The organism is Clostridium beijerinckii (genome assembly GCA_003129525.1).
GTDB lineage: Bacteria > Bacillota > Clostridia > Clostridiales > Clostridiaceae > Clostridium > Clostridium beijerinckii_D.
Map to the genome: position 1 here is coordinate 3,892,674 of CP029329.1, position 16,253 is coordinate 3,908,926.

The window sequence follows — 16,253 nt, forward strand, 5'->3', positions numbered from 1 at the left end:
GATTCTATTCTACTTATCCTTTTCACTCAATTTGCATTTGAAAGTTTTTTATTATTAATGTAAATTTTCGTCTTAGACTAATGTTAATGATAAATACTTATCTCCATATACTAAAAAAATAGCTTTGAAGTGATCCCCATCACCTCAAAGCTATTTTTTCTATTCCATCCCTATAAATTCTACTTTTTCTACATTCCTAATTTTAAGAAAACCATTAGTTAATGTTTTTATATCCCCCTCCACAGTTGAAAGATCTATCGTTATGCTTAAATTAGCATATCCATTTAAAGGTATACCTTGATTTATTGTCAAGATATCTCCTCCTTGTTCTGAAATATAATTACTAATATTAGATAAAAGTCCTTTTTCATTTTTAAATATAATATTGTAAGTAATTTTTCTGCCCTCTGAAGTTTCAGAAAAATCAAATACAAAATCTTTATATTTGTAATATACACTTCTGCTTATTCCTGCTATTTTTACAGCTTCAGTTATTTCTTTTACTTTACCGTCTTTTAATAGTTTCTTTGCCTCAAGAACTTTTTCATAAACATCAGGTAAAACTCTTTTATCTATAACTAAGTAATCTCCACTCATTAATTTGTACCTTCTATAATGGTTGCCCCCGCATCATCTAAAGATAACTCTAATATATCCCATTCCAATCCTTTTATTTTTAAAAATTTTCTAAGCTCATTGCTAAAGCGCTCATCCTCTTCGTTAATAATTGCCATGATTGTTGGACCTGCTCCACTTAGGTAGCACCCCCATGCTCCTAATTCATAGCTCTTATTATACACCTCTTCAAAACCAGGAATTAATTTACTTCTGTAATTTTGGTGAAAGGCATCTTTACATGCGTGTTTTATTAATTCATATTTACCACTAGAAAAACATGCTACCATAAGAGCTGCTCTTGAAACGTTGTAAATTCCATCTTTTAGACTTATCTCTTTTGGAAGTACACTTCTTGCTTTTTTTGTAGATAATCTGAAATTAGGAATTATTGATACAAACTTAATTCCATTTCTCACATATACTTTATCATAAAAAGTCTTATTTTCATCAACTATTGCAACAACCATCCCCCCCAGTAGTGCTGGTGCAACATTATCTGGATGGCCTTCAATTTCTACAGCCATCTCTAATAATTCATTTTCTGAAAACTTCTTGCCTAAGATTTCGTTAGCGCCTACTAGTCCCCCAACTATGCACGTAGAGCTACTTCCAAGGCCTCTAGATACTGGTACATCTTGTTTGATTTCACTTATTTCTAATCCTTTTATTTTATAGCCCGCTTTATCAAAACAAAATTTCATTGCTTGATAAATTATGTTTCTTTCATTACAAAATTCTTCTGGCATTCCCTTGAATTTTAAACCCTCTTCTAATTCTCTGAATTCAAAATCATTATATAGATTTAATGCTATTCCGAGTGAATCAAATCCAGGCCCCATATTTGCTGATGTGGCTGGTACTCTAACTTTAATCATACGCATACGCATCTTCCCCTATGAATTTAAGTAAGAAAGTAGAGCATCTCTCATTTCTGACTTATCCCAAACTTCATCATGTAATACTGTAGCAGTTTCTAAAGTGCTTAAACTGTTTGGTATTTTATTATTTGTTTTATTTGATAACTCTTCCAAAACCTTAAAATCATTTATTCCCTCAATATCAATATTAAGAGCATTACAAATGCTTGCTGGAAATTTGAATGGACTTGCTGTTGAAAGTATTAAAACTGGTTTATCATCTTTAGTTTCTTCTACATATTTATTTTTAACTACATATGCTACAGCTGTATGAGTATCCATTAAGTAATTGTCTTTTTCATAAACTTCTTTTATTGCTGCATATACTTCTTCAGTATTTGCAAAATTTCCATAGAATTCTTTAATGAAGTTTTTGATTTTTTCATTTACTTCATAAACACCCTTAGTGTTTAAATCTTTCATAAGCTTACTAACAACTTCAGCATCTCTTCCACTTGCTTCAAATAATAATCTTTCAAGATTTGATGAAACAAGTATATCCATCGATGGTGATTCTGTTAAAACAAGTTCTCTCTTCTTATCATATACCCCTGTTTCAAAGAAGTCTGTTAGAACTTTGTTTTCATTTGATGCACAAATAAATTTATCTATTGGCAATCCCATTTGTTTTGCATAATATCCTGCTAAAATATTTCCAAAATTACCTGTTGGAACCACAACATTTATAGCATCATCTTTTTTTATTACCCCTTGATTTACTAAATTAAAATATCCATAAAAATAATATACTATTTGAGGCACAAGTCTTCCAATGTTAATTGAGTTTGCAGACGATAAAATAAATCCTTTATCAGCTAATCCTGTTCTGAAATCATTATCCCCAAATATTTCTTTTACTCCATTTTGAGCATCATCAAAATTCCCCTTTATTCCAACTACCTTAACATTGTTTCCTTCTTGACTTGACATTTGTCTTTCCTGAATTGGGCTAACTCCATTTTTAGGATAATAAACCACAACTTTAAAACCTTCAATATTTTTAAAACCTTCAAGTGCAGCTTTCCCTGTATCTCCTGATGTTGCAGTAAGAATTGTTATATCTTCTTTAACATTACAAATTTTCTTAGCCCTTTTCATAACTTGTGGTAAAAATAATAATGCTGCATCTTTAAATGCACAAGTTGGTCCATGATATAATTCTAAAAAGTTATTTTTAACTTCTACACTAAATCTGTCATTATATGCATCATTAATTGCGTCCATTAATTCAGTATCATCAATGTCTGTAAAGTATTCATTGATAACCTTAAATGCTAAATTCTCATACTTGATGTGTGTATCTTTTTTTAATTCATCATATACCTTAGGAAATCCATCTGGAACATATAGCCCACCATCTTTAGAAATTCCATTAATTATTGCTCTAGCAGATGCTATATCTTTCTCTAAGCCCCTAGTACTTTTAAACTTCATTTTAATCTCACCTCAAAACTGTATTATTAGCACATTTTTTAATAATAAATCTGTATTCTAATATATTTTGACTTACTATGTTCTTTAATATGCATTAAATATGAATATATATCCTTTTCACTTACAAATTTTAATATATATAAACATATTTCACTTTTTATATATATTACCATGTATTTTATCCATATACAAGTGTTTTTGTATAAAATACATAATAATTATTTTATAAGATTATTTACATATAAATGTTTAAAGGCATTATTTGTATTGCACATTTATTTATTCTTAAATCTGGACATTCTGGTATTAGAATATCATTTTTCTTTAAACATTCTAAAAGTGGTTTACATTTTTCAAAAAATTTTTCATAGAACTCTTCTTGGCCTGTTTTTCTAAGTAAACTTATAGAATCATACTCCTCACTACAAGTTTTTATTACTTTTCCTACAACCTTGCAATGGCAATTAATGTTATCAAATAAACTGCATCTATTATTCATAAAATTATTTATATTTACAGTTAAAATTACCGTTCCGTTTCCTGTTTTCATTATCAAATCTTGTGTATTGTTATAAGTTAAAATACTTCTTATATATGTGAACATTTTAAAAAAAATTGAAAAGTTAAAATTACTCTTGCAGTCTTTAGATAAGGTATCTAAATATTCTGGTCCAAATATAGTTATTAGATTTATTAATGTATCAATATATGATAAAACTCCCTTGTTGGTTATTATTCCTTCAATTTCAATCAAATCACCTGTAGATATATTATTATTTTCTATATCTGTTTCATTTTTATGTTGTAATTGCTTCTTTTCATTAAGATGGTCCATTAAATTGCCATTTAGCATAAAAGTAGTATAGGTAGTTTTAACTTGTTTCTCTTCTCTTACGCATTGTCTTGCATCCATTTCCTTATCCATATGATGATGTTCAAAATTATTATTAGCTTCTAATTTATTTTTATCTTTAAAGCCTTCCCTCTCAATTCTTGTAATACTTCCTTGATTAGAACTTTCACTCCTATCTCCTTGGTGAAATCCAGCTGATAAAGTTCTATCAAATGATTGAGTTTTGGTTATTGTTTCTATAAATCCTGTTAATACTAGTGAAGATAAATTTCTAACTAAATTTTCATCTAAATAAACAAGTATGTCAAAAGGATTGTTCATGTCTACTCCTTTCAAAAGGATTAATAACTAATATGTTTATACTTATATATTATTCATATTAATGCAAAATATTATTTATGGATTTATTTTTACTTTAATCTATGTAAAGAAATTACAAAAATCTTAATTTACTAATTTTTTTTAATTTCTTATGATATAATTTACAGTATCAAAAATAAGAAGGGAGATTAGCCTAATTTGTTTCGACTTACATATATACTTTCTTTATGATTAGGCACATATTTTATGAAGAGAATTTTAAAAATGTTTTTTCTAATTTTACTTATTGGAATTATTATTTTAACTATAATATTTAACAAAAGAATAATGTTATGTTATGGAATTGCTGAAAAGTATATTTCTTTGAAAAACCATATATGGGCAACAAACCAAAAATTTGATATTAAGACTTCTTCAAATTCTATGAATTATAGTGATGTTGTTTATAAAAATACTAATGGAACTTCTTTAACATTAGATATTTATGGACCAATAAAGCAAGTGTATAGTTCTTCCCCTGTACTTTTATATGTTCATGGTGGAAGCTTTGCTTACGGTGATAAAAGCATTCCTAATGCTTTAAGTCCAGTACTTGATACCTTTAGAGAACAAGGCTATACAATTATAAGCACTTCTTATGAGCTTATGAAAGATAAGGAAAACTTTAACAAACAAATTTCAGATGTGAAGGATACTATTAGGTGGATATATAAAAATAGTTCTGTCTATAACTTTGACACAAATGAGATAGGAATTATTGGTGTTTCTTCCGGAGCTCACCTTTCCCTTATGGCAGGCTATAGTAATAAAGATGAATTTACAGATGATGCTGAATTAAGTACATATCCATCAAAAGTTAAATACTTAATTGATTTTGCAGGTCCAACTGATTTAAGTCTTTTAAACACTCGAGGATTAAACTATGATTTATCTAAGATTTTTTCATCAATTACAAATAAAGGGGATTTAATGAAACAATATAATCCTATAAATTATGTTAATTCTACAATTCCAAACACCTTGATAATTCATAGCAGTCTAGATGCTACAGTTCCTTACGAAAGTTCAAAAAAACTTTATGATAGTTGTATCGAATCAAATGCCAAAGTTAATTTAATTACTTTAAATAGCACTGCACATGATTTATCAAGTATCTCAAATGATGATATTATTTCTATATCTGAAGGACTATTAAAGTTTGTAATATTTAATTCTCCTTTATAGATTCTTACCTTCTATTTCTTAAATATATATATTAGAAACGAAGGTCATGCGTTTGTGGCGGTATTACTATTTCGGATTTAGCTGTAGATATTTCCTTAGTAGAAGTTGTTCCATTTTGAAGTGAGAGTCCAAATTTTATATTTGGGTTCTCAAACTTACTCAGCCAACAAAGTAAGTCGAGTTTCATTTTTCTCTCAGTTAAATCCTCACGTAATCCAAACAAATGCATGACCTTAATTTGAGTGGTTTTAATATTCGTAACTCTTTATATTTTCACATAATACTATTTGTATTTTCTTATCATCAATCACTTTCTTATAAGAACATAAAAATTCATTTAGCTCATTATCGTTTAAGTCTATATTCCTTTTACTTATTAATATTACATCTTCGTTTTCTAATAATATCTTAAGATCATTTTTTTCATTTTTTATAAAATATTCAGACATTGCTTTAGTGGATATTCTGCTTTTATACTTTTCTTGAAATCCAATAGTTTTTTTCATTGTTTCATAATTTAATCTCGAGTTATTCATATTAACTCCTGGAATTTTGAATTGTTCCTCTATAGAAGATGAATCAAATCCATATCTCTCTAAGATTTTTTTTTGAATATTAAGTAATTTATCTTGTGATATATTGTTATCAGTCATATAAGACATTATATTTTTAGAAAAGTCTGCCATATTCATTTTACCTTCAGAAAGTTCATAATACATAGAATATATGTAATCTTCAAACTTATCTATGTCTTTATCTTTTGCTTTATTTTTTAATTCATTAAAATCTATAATTTTATCAGACATATTAATCCTCTCCTTTTTATTATATAATAATAAATATCCATCTAATATAAATCTTTTAATACATTTCCAAGAAAATTTTAATCCTCTTACGTTATTTATTAATTAAATTCATTCTTTCATTTTTAGAAAATACACATCCACAATAGTCTTGTCTATATAGGTTATATTCATTAGAAAGTTCTATAGAACGTTTATATCCTTCTTTCTTTTTAAAATCTGAATATAAATATTTTACGTTATATTCCTGTGATAAATTATCACCAATTTCATTTAGTTTTTGTGCATTTTTATAAGGGCTTATAGATAATGTAGTTGTAAAGTAATCATAGCCTTCCCCATTAGCTATAATCGCAGCTTCTTTAAGTCTTAATTCATAGCACTTAAAGCATCTTGACCCGCCTTCTTTTTCTTCTTCTAATCCTTTTGATATATTATAAAAGCTTTCTGTATCATATCTTCCTTCAATAAATCTTATTTCATTCTTAACTTTAAGAGATGAAATAAGCCCTTTTTGTTCGGCTACTCTTCTTGAGTATTCCTCCATAGGATATATATTGGGATTATAAAAGAAAATGCTTATTTTAAAGTATTGTGATAAATATTCTAGCACATAACTGCTACATGGTGCACAACAACTATGCAATAGTAATGTTGGTGTTTTTTTATCATTAATTAAACTTTCTATTAAAGAATCTAATTCTTTTTGATAATTAATTTTATTCATATTTAGGTCTTCCTTTTATAATTTCTATTTTTATCTTAATTATTTAAGATAATTTTACTGAAGTTTCATTTGTTGCAAATTCTTCAAAGACTTCTAAAAAAGTATTAATATGGCTTTCTTCATGCTTTACGCTTAAAAATATTGCTTCAAATTGTGAAGGAGCTATATTTATTCCACTCTTTAACATATACTCGAAATATCTATTAAATCTATCTACATTACAAGTCTTAACATCATCATAAGTCCTAACTTCTTTTAAATTTGTAAAGAATATTGTCAACATTCCTCCAACTCTATTTATTGCTATTGGAAGATTATATTTCTTTGATATACTTACTATACCTTCTTGAAGTTTAGTTCCTATATTTTCAATATAATCATAATAATCCAAATTATTTTTTAGCTTATTTAAAGTTGCAAGCCCTGCTGCCATTACAATTGGATTACCTGACATAGTTCCTGCTTGATAAACTCCACCAAGAGGTGCTAGTTTTTCCATTATTTCTTTACTTCCACCATATGCTCCACATGGAAGTCCTCCACCCATTATTTTAGCATACGCAACTAAGTCTGGTTTAACATTAAATAAAGATTGGGCACCTTTAAATGCTACTCTAAATCCATTCATTACTTCATCAAATATCAATAATGAACCATATGCATCACAAAGTTCTCTTAAAGTTTCCATAAAATCATCTTCAGCTTTTATTACTCCCATATTCCCAGCTACAGGTTCAATAATAACTCCGGCAATGTCATTTCCATATTTCTCAAAAAGCTCTTTAATTTGATTCTTATCATTATAAATTCCTATTAAAGTATTTTCTATACTTTCATTTGGTACACCAAGTGAACCTGGAATTCCTCCAGTCATTACACCAGAGCCAGCTTCTATTAAAAATCCATCAAAATGTCCATGATAACATCCAGCAAATTTAACTATTTTGCTTCTCTTAGTATATCCTCTTGCAAGCTTTACTGCACTCATAGTAGCTTCAGTACCTGAATTAACCATTCTAATCATTTCAACATTTTCTAAATTAGTGCACATAAACTTAGCCAAATCCAATTCCAATTTTGTTGGTGCGCCAAATGCTAATGCTTTTAAACTTGTTTCTTGTATAGCTTTCACAACATCTTCATCACAGTGTCCAAGTATTAATGGACCCCAAGCTAATACAAAATCAATATATTCATTATCATCTTCATCTTTAATTATTACACCTTTTCCTGATTTTATAACAGGAGGATTTAAATTAACTCCTTTAAATGCTCTAACCGGACTATTAACTCCGCCAGGCATATACTTCTCTGATTCTTTGAATATTTCAAGGTTTTTCATAACACTTCCTCCTCAGTCCGCAGATAATATCAATAAATTGTTAAATGTTTAAATAAATGTTTAACAATTTATACTTTTAAGTTTTTGTATGCTTAACTTCTTAAATGCTTAAGAACTTATCTTCTTTTATTGTAAAATTCTTATCTTTTTAAAACTTTTGCAGCTTCTAAAGCATGATATGTAATAATAATATCCGCACCTGCTCTTTTAATAGACGTCAAAGTTTCCATCATTACTCTTTCTTCATCTATTAATCCAAGTTTTCCTGCTGCTTTAACCATAGCATATTCTCCGCTTACATTATACGCTACAAGTGGCATATTAAAGTTTTCTTTACAATCTCTAATTATATCCAAATAAGAAAGAGCTGGCTTAACCATAATAAAATCTGCACCCTCTTCTATATCTATTTGTGTTTCGCGAAGAGCTTCCATTCTGTTTGCTGGATCCATTTGATAAGTTTTTCTATCTCCAAATTGAGGTGCAGAATTTGCTGCTTCTCTGAATGGGCCATAAAATGCAGAACAATATTTTGCTGAATAACTCATTATGCTAATATTTTTAAATCCATTTTCATCTAAGGCATTTCTTATGTAAGAAATTCTTCCATCCATCATATCTGAAGGTGCAATTATATCTGCACCAGCCTTTGCATGAGATACAGCTATCTTACCTAAATATTCAAGGGTTTCATCATTATCTACATCTTCCCCATGAATTATTCCACAATGGCCATGTGAAGTATATTCACACATGCAAACATCTGTTATAACCAGTAAATCTTTATCTATTTTTTTTATTTCTCTTATTGCTTCTTGAACAATTCCATTATCATTATAGCCTTCAGAACCACATTCATCTTTATGTTCTGGTATTCCAAAAAGAAGTATCCCTGCAATATCTGCTTCTTGAACTTCCTTAATAACTTCATGTAATCTATCAATAGAAAAATGATAATTTCCATCTAATGAAGAAATCTCATTTTTAATATTTTCCCCTTCAACAACAAAAATAGGATAAATAAAATCCTTTGTTCTTAAAGTTGTTTCTCTAACCATATCACGGATGGCAGAATTAGCTCTAAGTCTTCGTCCTCTTTTAATCATAACAATTACTCCTTCTTCAATTCACAATTAATTATCTATATTTTCACTTATTTTTATAACAACAGTCTCTAATTAAACATTTTTGTGCTATCGCACTTTTTTTGTATGTGTATAAGTTCTTATTTGTGCTATCGCACTTTTTTTGTATTTGCATATTCTGAAGAATATATATGGTACTATGGTTTAGAATATATATTCTTCAGAATATTTATGGTAAACCATATTAGAATATTCAATATTTAATTACTTATTTATAAATCTTCTACTTCCATCAAGAAACCATCTTCCGAATGTTCTTTGCATATTTTTGCTTTTATTCCTAGACTCTCTAACGCCTCATTTGTCTTTGGTCCTATTGCTATAACCTTTTTCTTTTTTATTTCTTCCAAGCCTAACATTTCCACCATGTTTTTAACTGTTGATGGGCTTGTGAAAAATACTATATCCACTTCATCAAAAGATCTTTTATTTTTTACATCTCCGCAAACTGTATCATATACATGTACTTTGTCTACTTCTATACCAGTCTTTATAAGTTCTTCATATATGTATTCTCTACTTTTAGCTGAGCATGGTAAAAGTAACTTTTCATTTTCTTTTAAGTGTGGTTTTAATATGCTTACTAAGCCTTCACCAACAAATTCCTTAGCTTTGGCAAAGCATATAATTCCTCTTTTATTTAAAGCCTTTTCTGTGGCATGACCAATAGCAGATATTTTTGCTTTAATTTTTCTAACATCATAATCTTTTTCAATTAGATAATCAAAAAATGTTTCTACACTATTTACTGAAGTAAATACAATATAATTATAATCTTCTAATTTACTTATGTACTTATCTAAATTGTTTGCACTGCTTTTTATTTCTATGGAATTAAAACTTGTAACCTCTGCACCTAATTTCACTAATTTATTTTTTAAATTTTCAGATTGTTTTTTTGATCTAGTAATACATATATTCTTGCCAAACAATGGTTTATTTTCATACCAACTTAAGCTTTCATTTAAGTTCACAACTTCTCCAACCACAATTATACATGGTGATTGCAGTTTTGCGTCTTTTACTTTTTGTGAAATATTATTTAAGGTTCCTATTACCTTTTTTTGTTTGGCTGAGGTTCCTCTCATTATAACTCCACATGGTGTAGATAGGTCTTTTCCATTATCTCCAAGCTGTCTAACTATATTGTCTAAATTACTTAAGCCCATCATAAACACTAATGTACCTTCTTCAACAGCTAAAGCTTTAAAGTTTACATTTAAGTCTTGTGCAGATTTACCTGTTATAACATGAAAGCTCTGAGCTAAACCTCTATGAGTTATTGGAATCCCCGCATAATTTAAAACTGCAATGGGAGACGTTATTCCCGGAATTACTTCAAAGGATACATTTTCATTAGTTAAAGCCAGTACCTCTTCTCCGCCTCTTCCAAAGACATACGGATCTCCACCTTTGATTCTTCCAACTATATGCCCTTTTTTTGCAAGACTAACTATAAGTTCATTAATTTCTTCTTGAGTCTTAGAATGAGCTCCAGGCTCTTTCCCACAATAATAGATTTCACAATTTTCGTTCAAATAATTTAATACATTGTTTGAAACTAACCTATCATATAATACTGCAGTACATTCTTTTAAAACTCTAACAGCCTTTAATGTCAATAATTCTTCATCCCCAGGACCTGTTCCTATTATATATACTTGACTCATATTTACGCCTCCTATGTTCAATGTTCAATTATTGATAAATGATCATTGCGTATTGATAATTATTTTATTATCTTCAATGCTAATTTTCGTCCAAGTTCAATATGTTCATCTTTACTTCCTAATATATCCTTCTTAACTATTTTCCCACCCACATCATATATTCCAATCATATATAAATCATTTCCTTGAATTTCTGAATATGCTCCAATTAAACTATGGCAATCACCATTTAACATTTTCATAAAACTTCTTTCGGCTTCAACTGTTAATTTTGCATTTAAATCTTCTAACTTTTTAAAATACTTTTTAGCCTCACTTATCTTTAAACATTCAATACCAAGTGCCCCTTGAGCAACTGCTGGCAGAAATTCTTTTGGATCAAAGTATTCAGTTATTAAATTTTCCTCATTTAACCTTTTTAAACCTGCAGCAGCTAATATAATCCCATCTAAATTCTGTTCTTTCATTCTTTCTAATCTAGTTTGGACATTTCCTCTTATTGAAACTATTTCCAAATCATTTCTAAGTAATTTAAGCTCACATGCTCGTCTTATGCTACTTGTTCCAATTATTGCTCCGCATGGTAGATCTTTAAAAGGTATATTGTCTTTTGAAATTAGAACATCTCGTATATCTTCTCTTTCAGTTATAGCAGCAATTTCAAATTCCTCTCCTAACTCATAGGGAACATCCTTCATACTATGAACTGCTCCATCTGCTCTTTTGTCTAAAAGTGCAAGTTCTATGTCTTTAACAAATAGTCCTTTTCCTCCAATTTTGGCTAAAGAAACATTTAAATTTCTGTCCCCTTCTGTAACTATAAGCAATTTTTCACTATCTATATTAAATTTATCTTTCAAACTTTTCATTATTATTTCTGTTTGTGTTTGAGCTAATTTACTTTTTCTTGTTGCTATGATCAAATTATTCATAAACTAATCTTCCTCCATACTCTTTTATTTAAAACTATATTTTAAATTTAAATACCTAAAGTAAAATAACAAACCAAAGATAATAGTATGTCTAGTCTATTATTTTTTTGAATGTGCTTTAATTAAACAGTCTACAATTTCTTTAGGAAAATTAATTCTTAATGCACTTTCACATTTACCTTCATCAAACAACTTTTTAAAATCGTCATTCCCAATAAACCTAAGTATTTCATTCTTATATTCCGGAAATTCTTTTGCCTTATTTCTTATCTTTCCTATAAATCCAATAAAGTCATCATATTCTTCCAAAAGATTTTTTACTTTATTAGAAACTAAAACTGCACCTTTAGGATTACCATATCTAGTATTTAATGCAAAAGTTATATTTTCTGTATTTCTTTCAATTGGAACAACTCCCATTCCATTAGTGAAGTGCGATGAATCTATATATATTTTATAATTTTCATCACAATATTTTTTTATTTTATTTTTTAAGGTTTCATCATCTAATGCAATAATTATAAGATGTTTATCTTTTAAAAATTCATAACTAAATTCATCATATATAAGTTTAAGTCTTCCCATTGAATCTTTTGAAATTTCAATTATTTCGTCACTAAAAGTATGTGATAATACCTCAACATAGCATTTATTATTTACAAAATGCTTAGTTTTTATTGCACCAGCCCTACCGCCACCAATTATACCAACTCTAAGTTTACTAGATATTAATGAAATATAAGAATAATCTATTTCTTCATTGCAAATATCCTTTCTATTATCTTCATACATTCATCACCACATCCTTTTAAGGTTTCTTCTTTCATAACTTCAATGGCTCTATTTATATAAAAATCTGATGTACTTTTAATTAACTTATTGGCCAAATTAATGTCCTTTTCATTATCACTTTTATGTGCAAAAGTTTGAATTCTTTTTTCTGAAATTTCATTCCCAAAAGTTTTTAATCTTTTAACTTTAGGTGAAATACTTCTTAGTTTAAGCCAATCTTCATATTCTTTTAGATACTTAGTCATAATGTCCTTATGTTCTTCCATCTTTTCTTTTCGCAATTTTTTATTTTTATCATTTATATAACTTATAGTATCTATATTATACACTTCTGTTCTATCTAACAACGCAACTTCTTTTTCCACATCTCTTGGAACTGATAAATCATATATTATAAGTTTATTTCCTTCTTCATTAATATCTTCTTTTTTAACCACTGGATGAGGTGCTGATGTACAACCTATAAGACATTCAACTTCGTCTATAAATTTATTCTTTTCTTCGAACCCAATCACATTAACTCTCTCATCATATATTTCATCTTTAATTTTATTATTTCTAACAACCAAATAAACAAGCTTTGAACCATGAGAAAGCAGATATTTCAGAGTAAGCTGCCCAACTTCTCCATATCCAAAAACCATAAATTTAGTACATCCATGACTAATAGCTTCATTGACTACTATGGAAGCTGATGATACTGGAATCTCAAATAACTTTGATTCCTTCCTAAATCTTTTTCCACAGGTTATAGCTTCTTGAAATAGTCTATGTAATTCTAAGGTCACTGCTTCTATATTTAAAGCTTCTTCATAAGCATCTTTAACTTGCCCTAAAATTTGATCTTCTCCCAATATTTTAGAATGAAATCCACAACAAACTTCAAACAAGTGCCTATAAACATCTTTACTCGTAGTTATAAAAATATATTGTTTATATTCATAATCCCAACTAAAAATCTTAAAAATCTTTTTTAATAATTCTTCCTCATCAAAAGAAGCATTAAAATAAATTTCCGTTCTATTGCAAGTAGCTAAAAGAACTACTTCCTTCATTTCCCTAAGTAACTCTTGCATATATTCTTTATGTTTTTTAGGTTTTATTATAAACTTCTCTCTAATTTCTAGTGTCGCATTTTTTCTAATACCTATTAAGCCTATCATCAATTGTCACCTCACACACTTTTGTACTTTCTAATAGAAACTCGACTCACATTCGCTCGCTGAGTAACCAAATCAAGATTTTGACTCTTACTTAAGTTTATCATAGAAGTTACTTTTTCCAAGTAAATCTTATATAATTGTTAAATAAATATATAAAAAAATCTAATTCAAAATTTTCGCTTAAAAATCAACTTATTAAATCATATTTTCCCCATGGGAAATATAAAAAATTAGTTCATTTCTCTATTTTAATAAACTTATCAAATATATTCAAATACTTTTTAACATATACAATAGTATTTAGCTATATATATAAATTATATTTATTTTATGTAATCATTTTTTTCCTTTGACAATGTTGTTAAACTTAACTATAATTTAGAAAATATATTTTGATGGAGATAATAAATATAATAATTAAAATTTATAAAAGGAGTGAATTATTTTGAATAAACAAACACTAGTAAATCATATTAAAGCTTCTAACAGAAGTATAAAATGTGACTTAGTGATTAAAAATATAACTATAATTGATGTTTTTAATCAAGATAGATTCGTGGATACCATTGGTATCAAAGATGGATATATTGTAGGCATTGGCGATTATGACGGTGATGAAATTATAGATGGTACCAACAAATATATTTGTCCTGGTCTTATTGACTCTCATTGTCATATTGAATCAAGTTTAGTCACTCCTACTGAATACTATAAAGTTGCCTTATTAAATGGTATCACATCTGTTATTGCAGACCCACATGAAATATCAAATGTAATGGGGACTGATGGCCTAAATTTTATGCTTGATGTATCAAAAGAAATTCCCTTGGATATCTACTTCATGCTTCCATCTTGTGTTCCAGGTACTAGTTTTGAAAGTTCAGGTGCAACTTTGCTTGCTACAGACTTAAAAAAATTTTATAACAATGATAAAGTTTTAGGTTTAGCTGAAGTTATGGACTACCCGGCAGTGTCAAATTGTGAAGAAAATATGATTGAAAAAATTTATGATGCTATTACTAATAATAAAGTTATTGATGGACATGGAGCAGGTTTGACACCTATGATGACAAATACGTATAGAAGTGCTAACATCTTAACTGATCATGAATGTAACAATGCAGAAGAGGCTCTTGAAAAGGTTAGACGTGGCATGTACGTCTTAATTAGAGAAGGTAGCGTTGCTAAGAATTTGAAAGAATTATTGCCAGCAGTTAACGAAAGTAATAGCAATAGATTTTGTCTTTGTACTGATGATAAACATATAGATGATATTGCAAATAACGGTTCAATTAACAGCTCAATTACTTATGCTATAAATGTTGGTTTAAAACCTGAAACAGCTATTCAAATGGCAACTATTAATCCGTCTAATCTCTACAAATTAAATAACAAAGGTGCTATTGCTCCTGGGTATATTGCTGATTTTGTTTTATTAGATAATTTAAAAGAGTTTAAAATATCTAAGGTTTATAAAGAAGGAATACTGGTTGTCAATAATGGTGAAATTATCAATTGTAATGATGATTTAATACAACAGTCACCCATGAAATATACATGTAGTAACTCTGTAAATCTGCCAACATTAAATGAGGATAGCTTTAAAATTAATATTCCAAATAAAAAATCCAACAAATTAAATGTGATTTCAATAATTCCAAACAAGTTAGAAAGCATTCACTTAAAGCTTAATATTTCTGATATTGCTTCAATGAAACATGATAAATGTGAAATTTTTAAATTTTCGCCAGAAGATGACTTAATAAAAATTTCTGTTATAGAAAGACATAAGGCCTCTGGTAATATAGGTCTTGGAATTTTAAATGGCCTGGGAATTAAAGAAGGTGCAATTGGAACTACCATTGCCCATGATTCCCACAATCTAATACTTGCAGGAACAAATGATAAGGATATGTTATTTGCAGCCAAAGAGCTAGAAAAAATGCATGGCGGTATAATAGTTGTTAAAGATGAGACTGTTCTCGCACATATTACACTTGAAATTGCTGGTCTTATGACCAATAGAAAATATACTGAAATTGAATCTGATTTAGAAAACCTTCATTCTGCTATTAAGATAATAGCTCCCAATATTGACTTTAATCCATTTTTAACACTTTCATTTTTATCCTTACCAGTAATCCCAGATTTAAAAATTACAGATAAAGGTTTATTTGATGTTGTTAACTTTAGATTTATAGATATCTTTGAATAATCTAGATACCAAACTTATATGTATAGCCAATTATAGAAATAAAGGTCATACTTTTGTGACTGTTTCTAACAACTTCACAAGCATCTTCTTTATTTCT

General features: G+C 28.3%; 15 protein-coding genes. 2 read left to right on the plus strand and 13 right to left on the minus strand.

Features of this window, described 5'->3' with window-relative positions:
• Positions 1 to 159: 159 nt before the first annotated feature.
• The 4 genes from DIC82_17540 to DIC82_17555 all read right to left on the minus strand — a co-directional run bounded on the left by DIC82_17540 (position 160) and on the right by DIC82_17555 (position 4,143).
• A complete protein-coding gene (locus DIC82_17540; GenBank protein AWK52687.1) occupies positions 160 to 597 on the minus strand; it encodes an ACT domain-containing protein in 438 nt (145 codons plus the stop codon).
• Positions 597 to 1,493, minus strand: coding sequence for a homoserine kinase (locus DIC82_17545; GenBank protein AWK53123.1), 897 nt, complete (start codon positions 1,491 to 1,493; stop codon positions 597 to 599). The genes DIC82_17540 and DIC82_17545 overlap by 1 nt, the downstream gene beginning before the upstream one ends.
• 18 nt (positions 1,494 to 1,511) lie before the next feature.
• Positions 1,512 to 2,969, minus strand: a complete 1,458-nt coding sequence (locus tag DIC82_17550; GenBank protein AWK52688.1) for a threonine synthase — start codon at positions 2,967 to 2,969, stop codon at positions 1,512 to 1,514.
• A gap of 235 nt (positions 2,970 to 3,204) precedes the next feature.
• The gene (locus DIC82_17555) at positions 3,205 to 4,143 is read right to left on the minus strand and encodes a hypothetical protein (GenBank protein AWK52689.1); all 939 of its coding nucleotides are present in this window, start codon (positions 4,141 to 4,143) and stop codon (positions 3,205 to 3,207) included.
• A gap of 246 nt (positions 4,144 to 4,389) precedes the next feature.
• Here DIC82_17555 and DIC82_17560 point away from each other — a divergent pair, with 246 nt between their 5' ends.
• Positions 4,390 to 5,367, plus strand: a complete 978-nt coding sequence (locus DIC82_17560; protein AWK52690.1) for a lipase — start codon at positions 4,390 to 4,392, stop codon at positions 5,365 to 5,367.
• A gap of 31 nt (positions 5,368 to 5,398) precedes the next feature.
• On the opposite strand, the gene DIC82_17565 is transcribed toward DIC82_17560, so the two are convergent.
• The 9 genes from DIC82_17565 to DIC82_17605 form a co-directional block, all read right to left on the minus strand.
• Positions 5,399 to 5,596, minus strand: a complete 198-nt coding sequence (locus DIC82_17565) for a hypothetical protein (protein ID AWK52691.1) — start codon at positions 5,594 to 5,596, stop codon at positions 5,399 to 5,401.
• Between the two features lie 19 nt (positions 5,597 to 5,615).
• Positions 5,616 to 6,173: a DUF3867 domain-containing protein gene (locus tag DIC82_17570; GenBank protein ID AWK52692.1), complete on the minus strand. Its 558-nt coding sequence runs from the start codon at positions 6,171 to 6,173 to the stop codon at positions 5,616 to 5,618.
• 91 nt (positions 6,174 to 6,264) lie between these two features.
• Positions 6,265 to 6,897 carry a hypothetical protein gene (locus DIC82_17575; GenBank protein ID AWK52693.1) on the minus strand — a complete coding sequence of 211 codons (633 nt, stop codon included), beginning with the start codon at positions 6,895 to 6,897 and terminating at the stop codon, positions 6,265 to 6,267.
• Positions 6,898 to 6,940: 43 nt separating this feature from the next.
• Positions 6,941 to 8,239 carry a glutamate-1-semialdehyde-2,1-aminomutase gene (gene hemL / locus DIC82_17580; protein ID AWK52694.1) on the minus strand — a complete coding sequence of 433 codons (1,299 nt, stop codon included), beginning with the start codon at positions 8,237 to 8,239 and terminating at the stop codon, positions 6,941 to 6,943.
• Between the two features lie 140 nt (positions 8,240 to 8,379).
• Positions 8,380 to 9,345: a porphobilinogen synthase gene (locus tag DIC82_17585; protein ID AWK52695.1), complete on the minus strand. Its 966-nt coding sequence runs from the start codon at positions 9,343 to 9,345 to the stop codon at positions 8,380 to 8,382.
• 251 nt (positions 9,346 to 9,596) lie between these two features.
• Positions 9,597 to 11,054, minus strand: a complete 1,458-nt coding sequence (gene cobA / locus DIC82_17590) for a uroporphyrinogen-III C-methyltransferase (GenBank protein ID AWK52696.1) — start codon at positions 11,052 to 11,054, stop codon at positions 9,597 to 9,599.
• Positions 11,055 to 11,113: 59 nt separating this feature from the next.
• A complete protein-coding gene (locus DIC82_17595) occupies positions 11,114 to 11,986 on the minus strand; it encodes a hydroxymethylbilane synthase (protein AWK52697.1) in 873 nt (290 codons plus the stop codon).
• Positions 11,987 to 12,085: 99 nt separating this feature from the next.
• Positions 12,086 to 12,778 carry a precorrin-2 dehydrogenase gene (locus tag DIC82_17600; GenBank protein AWK52698.1) on the minus strand — a complete coding sequence of 231 codons (693 nt, stop codon included), beginning with the start codon at positions 12,776 to 12,778 and terminating at the stop codon, positions 12,086 to 12,088.
• Positions 12,736 to 13,941: a glutamyl-tRNA reductase gene (locus DIC82_17605; GenBank protein AWK52699.1), complete on the minus strand. Its 1,206-nt coding sequence runs from the start codon at positions 13,939 to 13,941 to the stop codon at positions 12,736 to 12,738. Before DIC82_17605 ends, DIC82_17600 begins: the two co-directional genes overlap by 43 nt.
• 445 nt (positions 13,942 to 14,386) lie before the next feature.
• Between DIC82_17605 and ade the strand changes: the two genes are divergently transcribed.
• Positions 14,387 to 16,156 carry an adenine deaminase gene (gene ade / locus DIC82_17610; GenBank protein ID AWK52700.1) on the plus strand — a complete coding sequence of 590 codons (1,770 nt, stop codon included), beginning with the start codon at positions 14,387 to 14,389 and terminating at the stop codon, positions 16,154 to 16,156.
• Positions 16,157 to 16,253 lie beyond the last annotated feature (97 nt).

Excerpts from the sequence above, each read along its gene's own strand:
- DIC82_17545 (AWK53123.1), bottom strand. The coding sequence starts at position 1,493 with ATGATTAAAGTTAGAGTACCAGCCACATCAGCAAATATGGGGCCTGGA.
- DIC82_17575 (AWK52693.1), bottom strand. The coding sequence starts at position 6,897 with ATGAATAAAATTAATTATCAAAAAGAATTAGATTCTTTAATAGAAAGT.
- DIC82_17605 (AWK52699.1), bottom strand. The coding sequence starts at position 13,941 with ATGATAGGCTTAATAGGTATTAGAAAAAATGCGACACTAGAAATTAGA.
- DIC82_17570 (AWK52692.1), bottom strand. The coding sequence starts at position 6,173 with ATGTCTGATAAAATTATAGATTTTAATGAATTAAAAAATAAAGCAAAA.
- hemL (AWK52694.1), bottom strand. The coding sequence starts at position 8,239 with ATGAAAAACCTTGAAATATTCAAAGAATCAGAGAAGTATATGCCTGGC.
- DIC82_17565 (AWK52691.1), bottom strand. The coding sequence starts at position 5,596 with ATGCATTTGTTTGGATTACGTGAGGATTTAACTGAGAGAAAAATGAAA.
- DIC82_17555 (AWK52689.1), bottom strand. The coding sequence starts at position 4,143 with ATGAACAATCCTTTTGACATACTTGTTTATTTAGATGAAAATTTAGTT.
- DIC82_17560 (AWK52690.1), top strand. The coding sequence starts at position 4,390 with ATGAAGAGAATTTTAAAAATGTTTTTTCTAATTTTACTTATTGGAATT.
- DIC82_17550 (AWK52688.1), bottom strand. The coding sequence starts at position 2,969 with ATGAAGTTTAAAAGTACTAGGGGCTTAGAGAAAGATATAGCATCTGCT.
- DIC82_17595 (AWK52697.1), bottom strand. The coding sequence starts at position 11,986 with ATGAATAATTTGATCATAGCAACAAGAAAAAGTAAATTAGCTCAAACA.
- DIC82_17600 (AWK52698.1), bottom strand. The coding sequence starts at position 12,778 with ATGTATGAAGATAATAGAAAGGATATTTGCAATGAAGAAATAGATTAT.
- DIC82_17540 (AWK52687.1), bottom strand. The coding sequence starts at position 597 with ATGAGTGGAGATTACTTAGTTATAGATAAAAGAGTTTTACCTGATGTT.
- cobA (AWK52696.1), bottom strand. The coding sequence starts at position 11,054 with ATGAGTCAAGTATATATAATAGGAACAGGTCCTGGGGATGAAGAATTA.
- DIC82_17585 (AWK52695.1), bottom strand. The coding sequence starts at position 9,345 with ATGATTAAAAGAGGACGAAGACTTAGAGCTAATTCTGCCATCCGTGAT.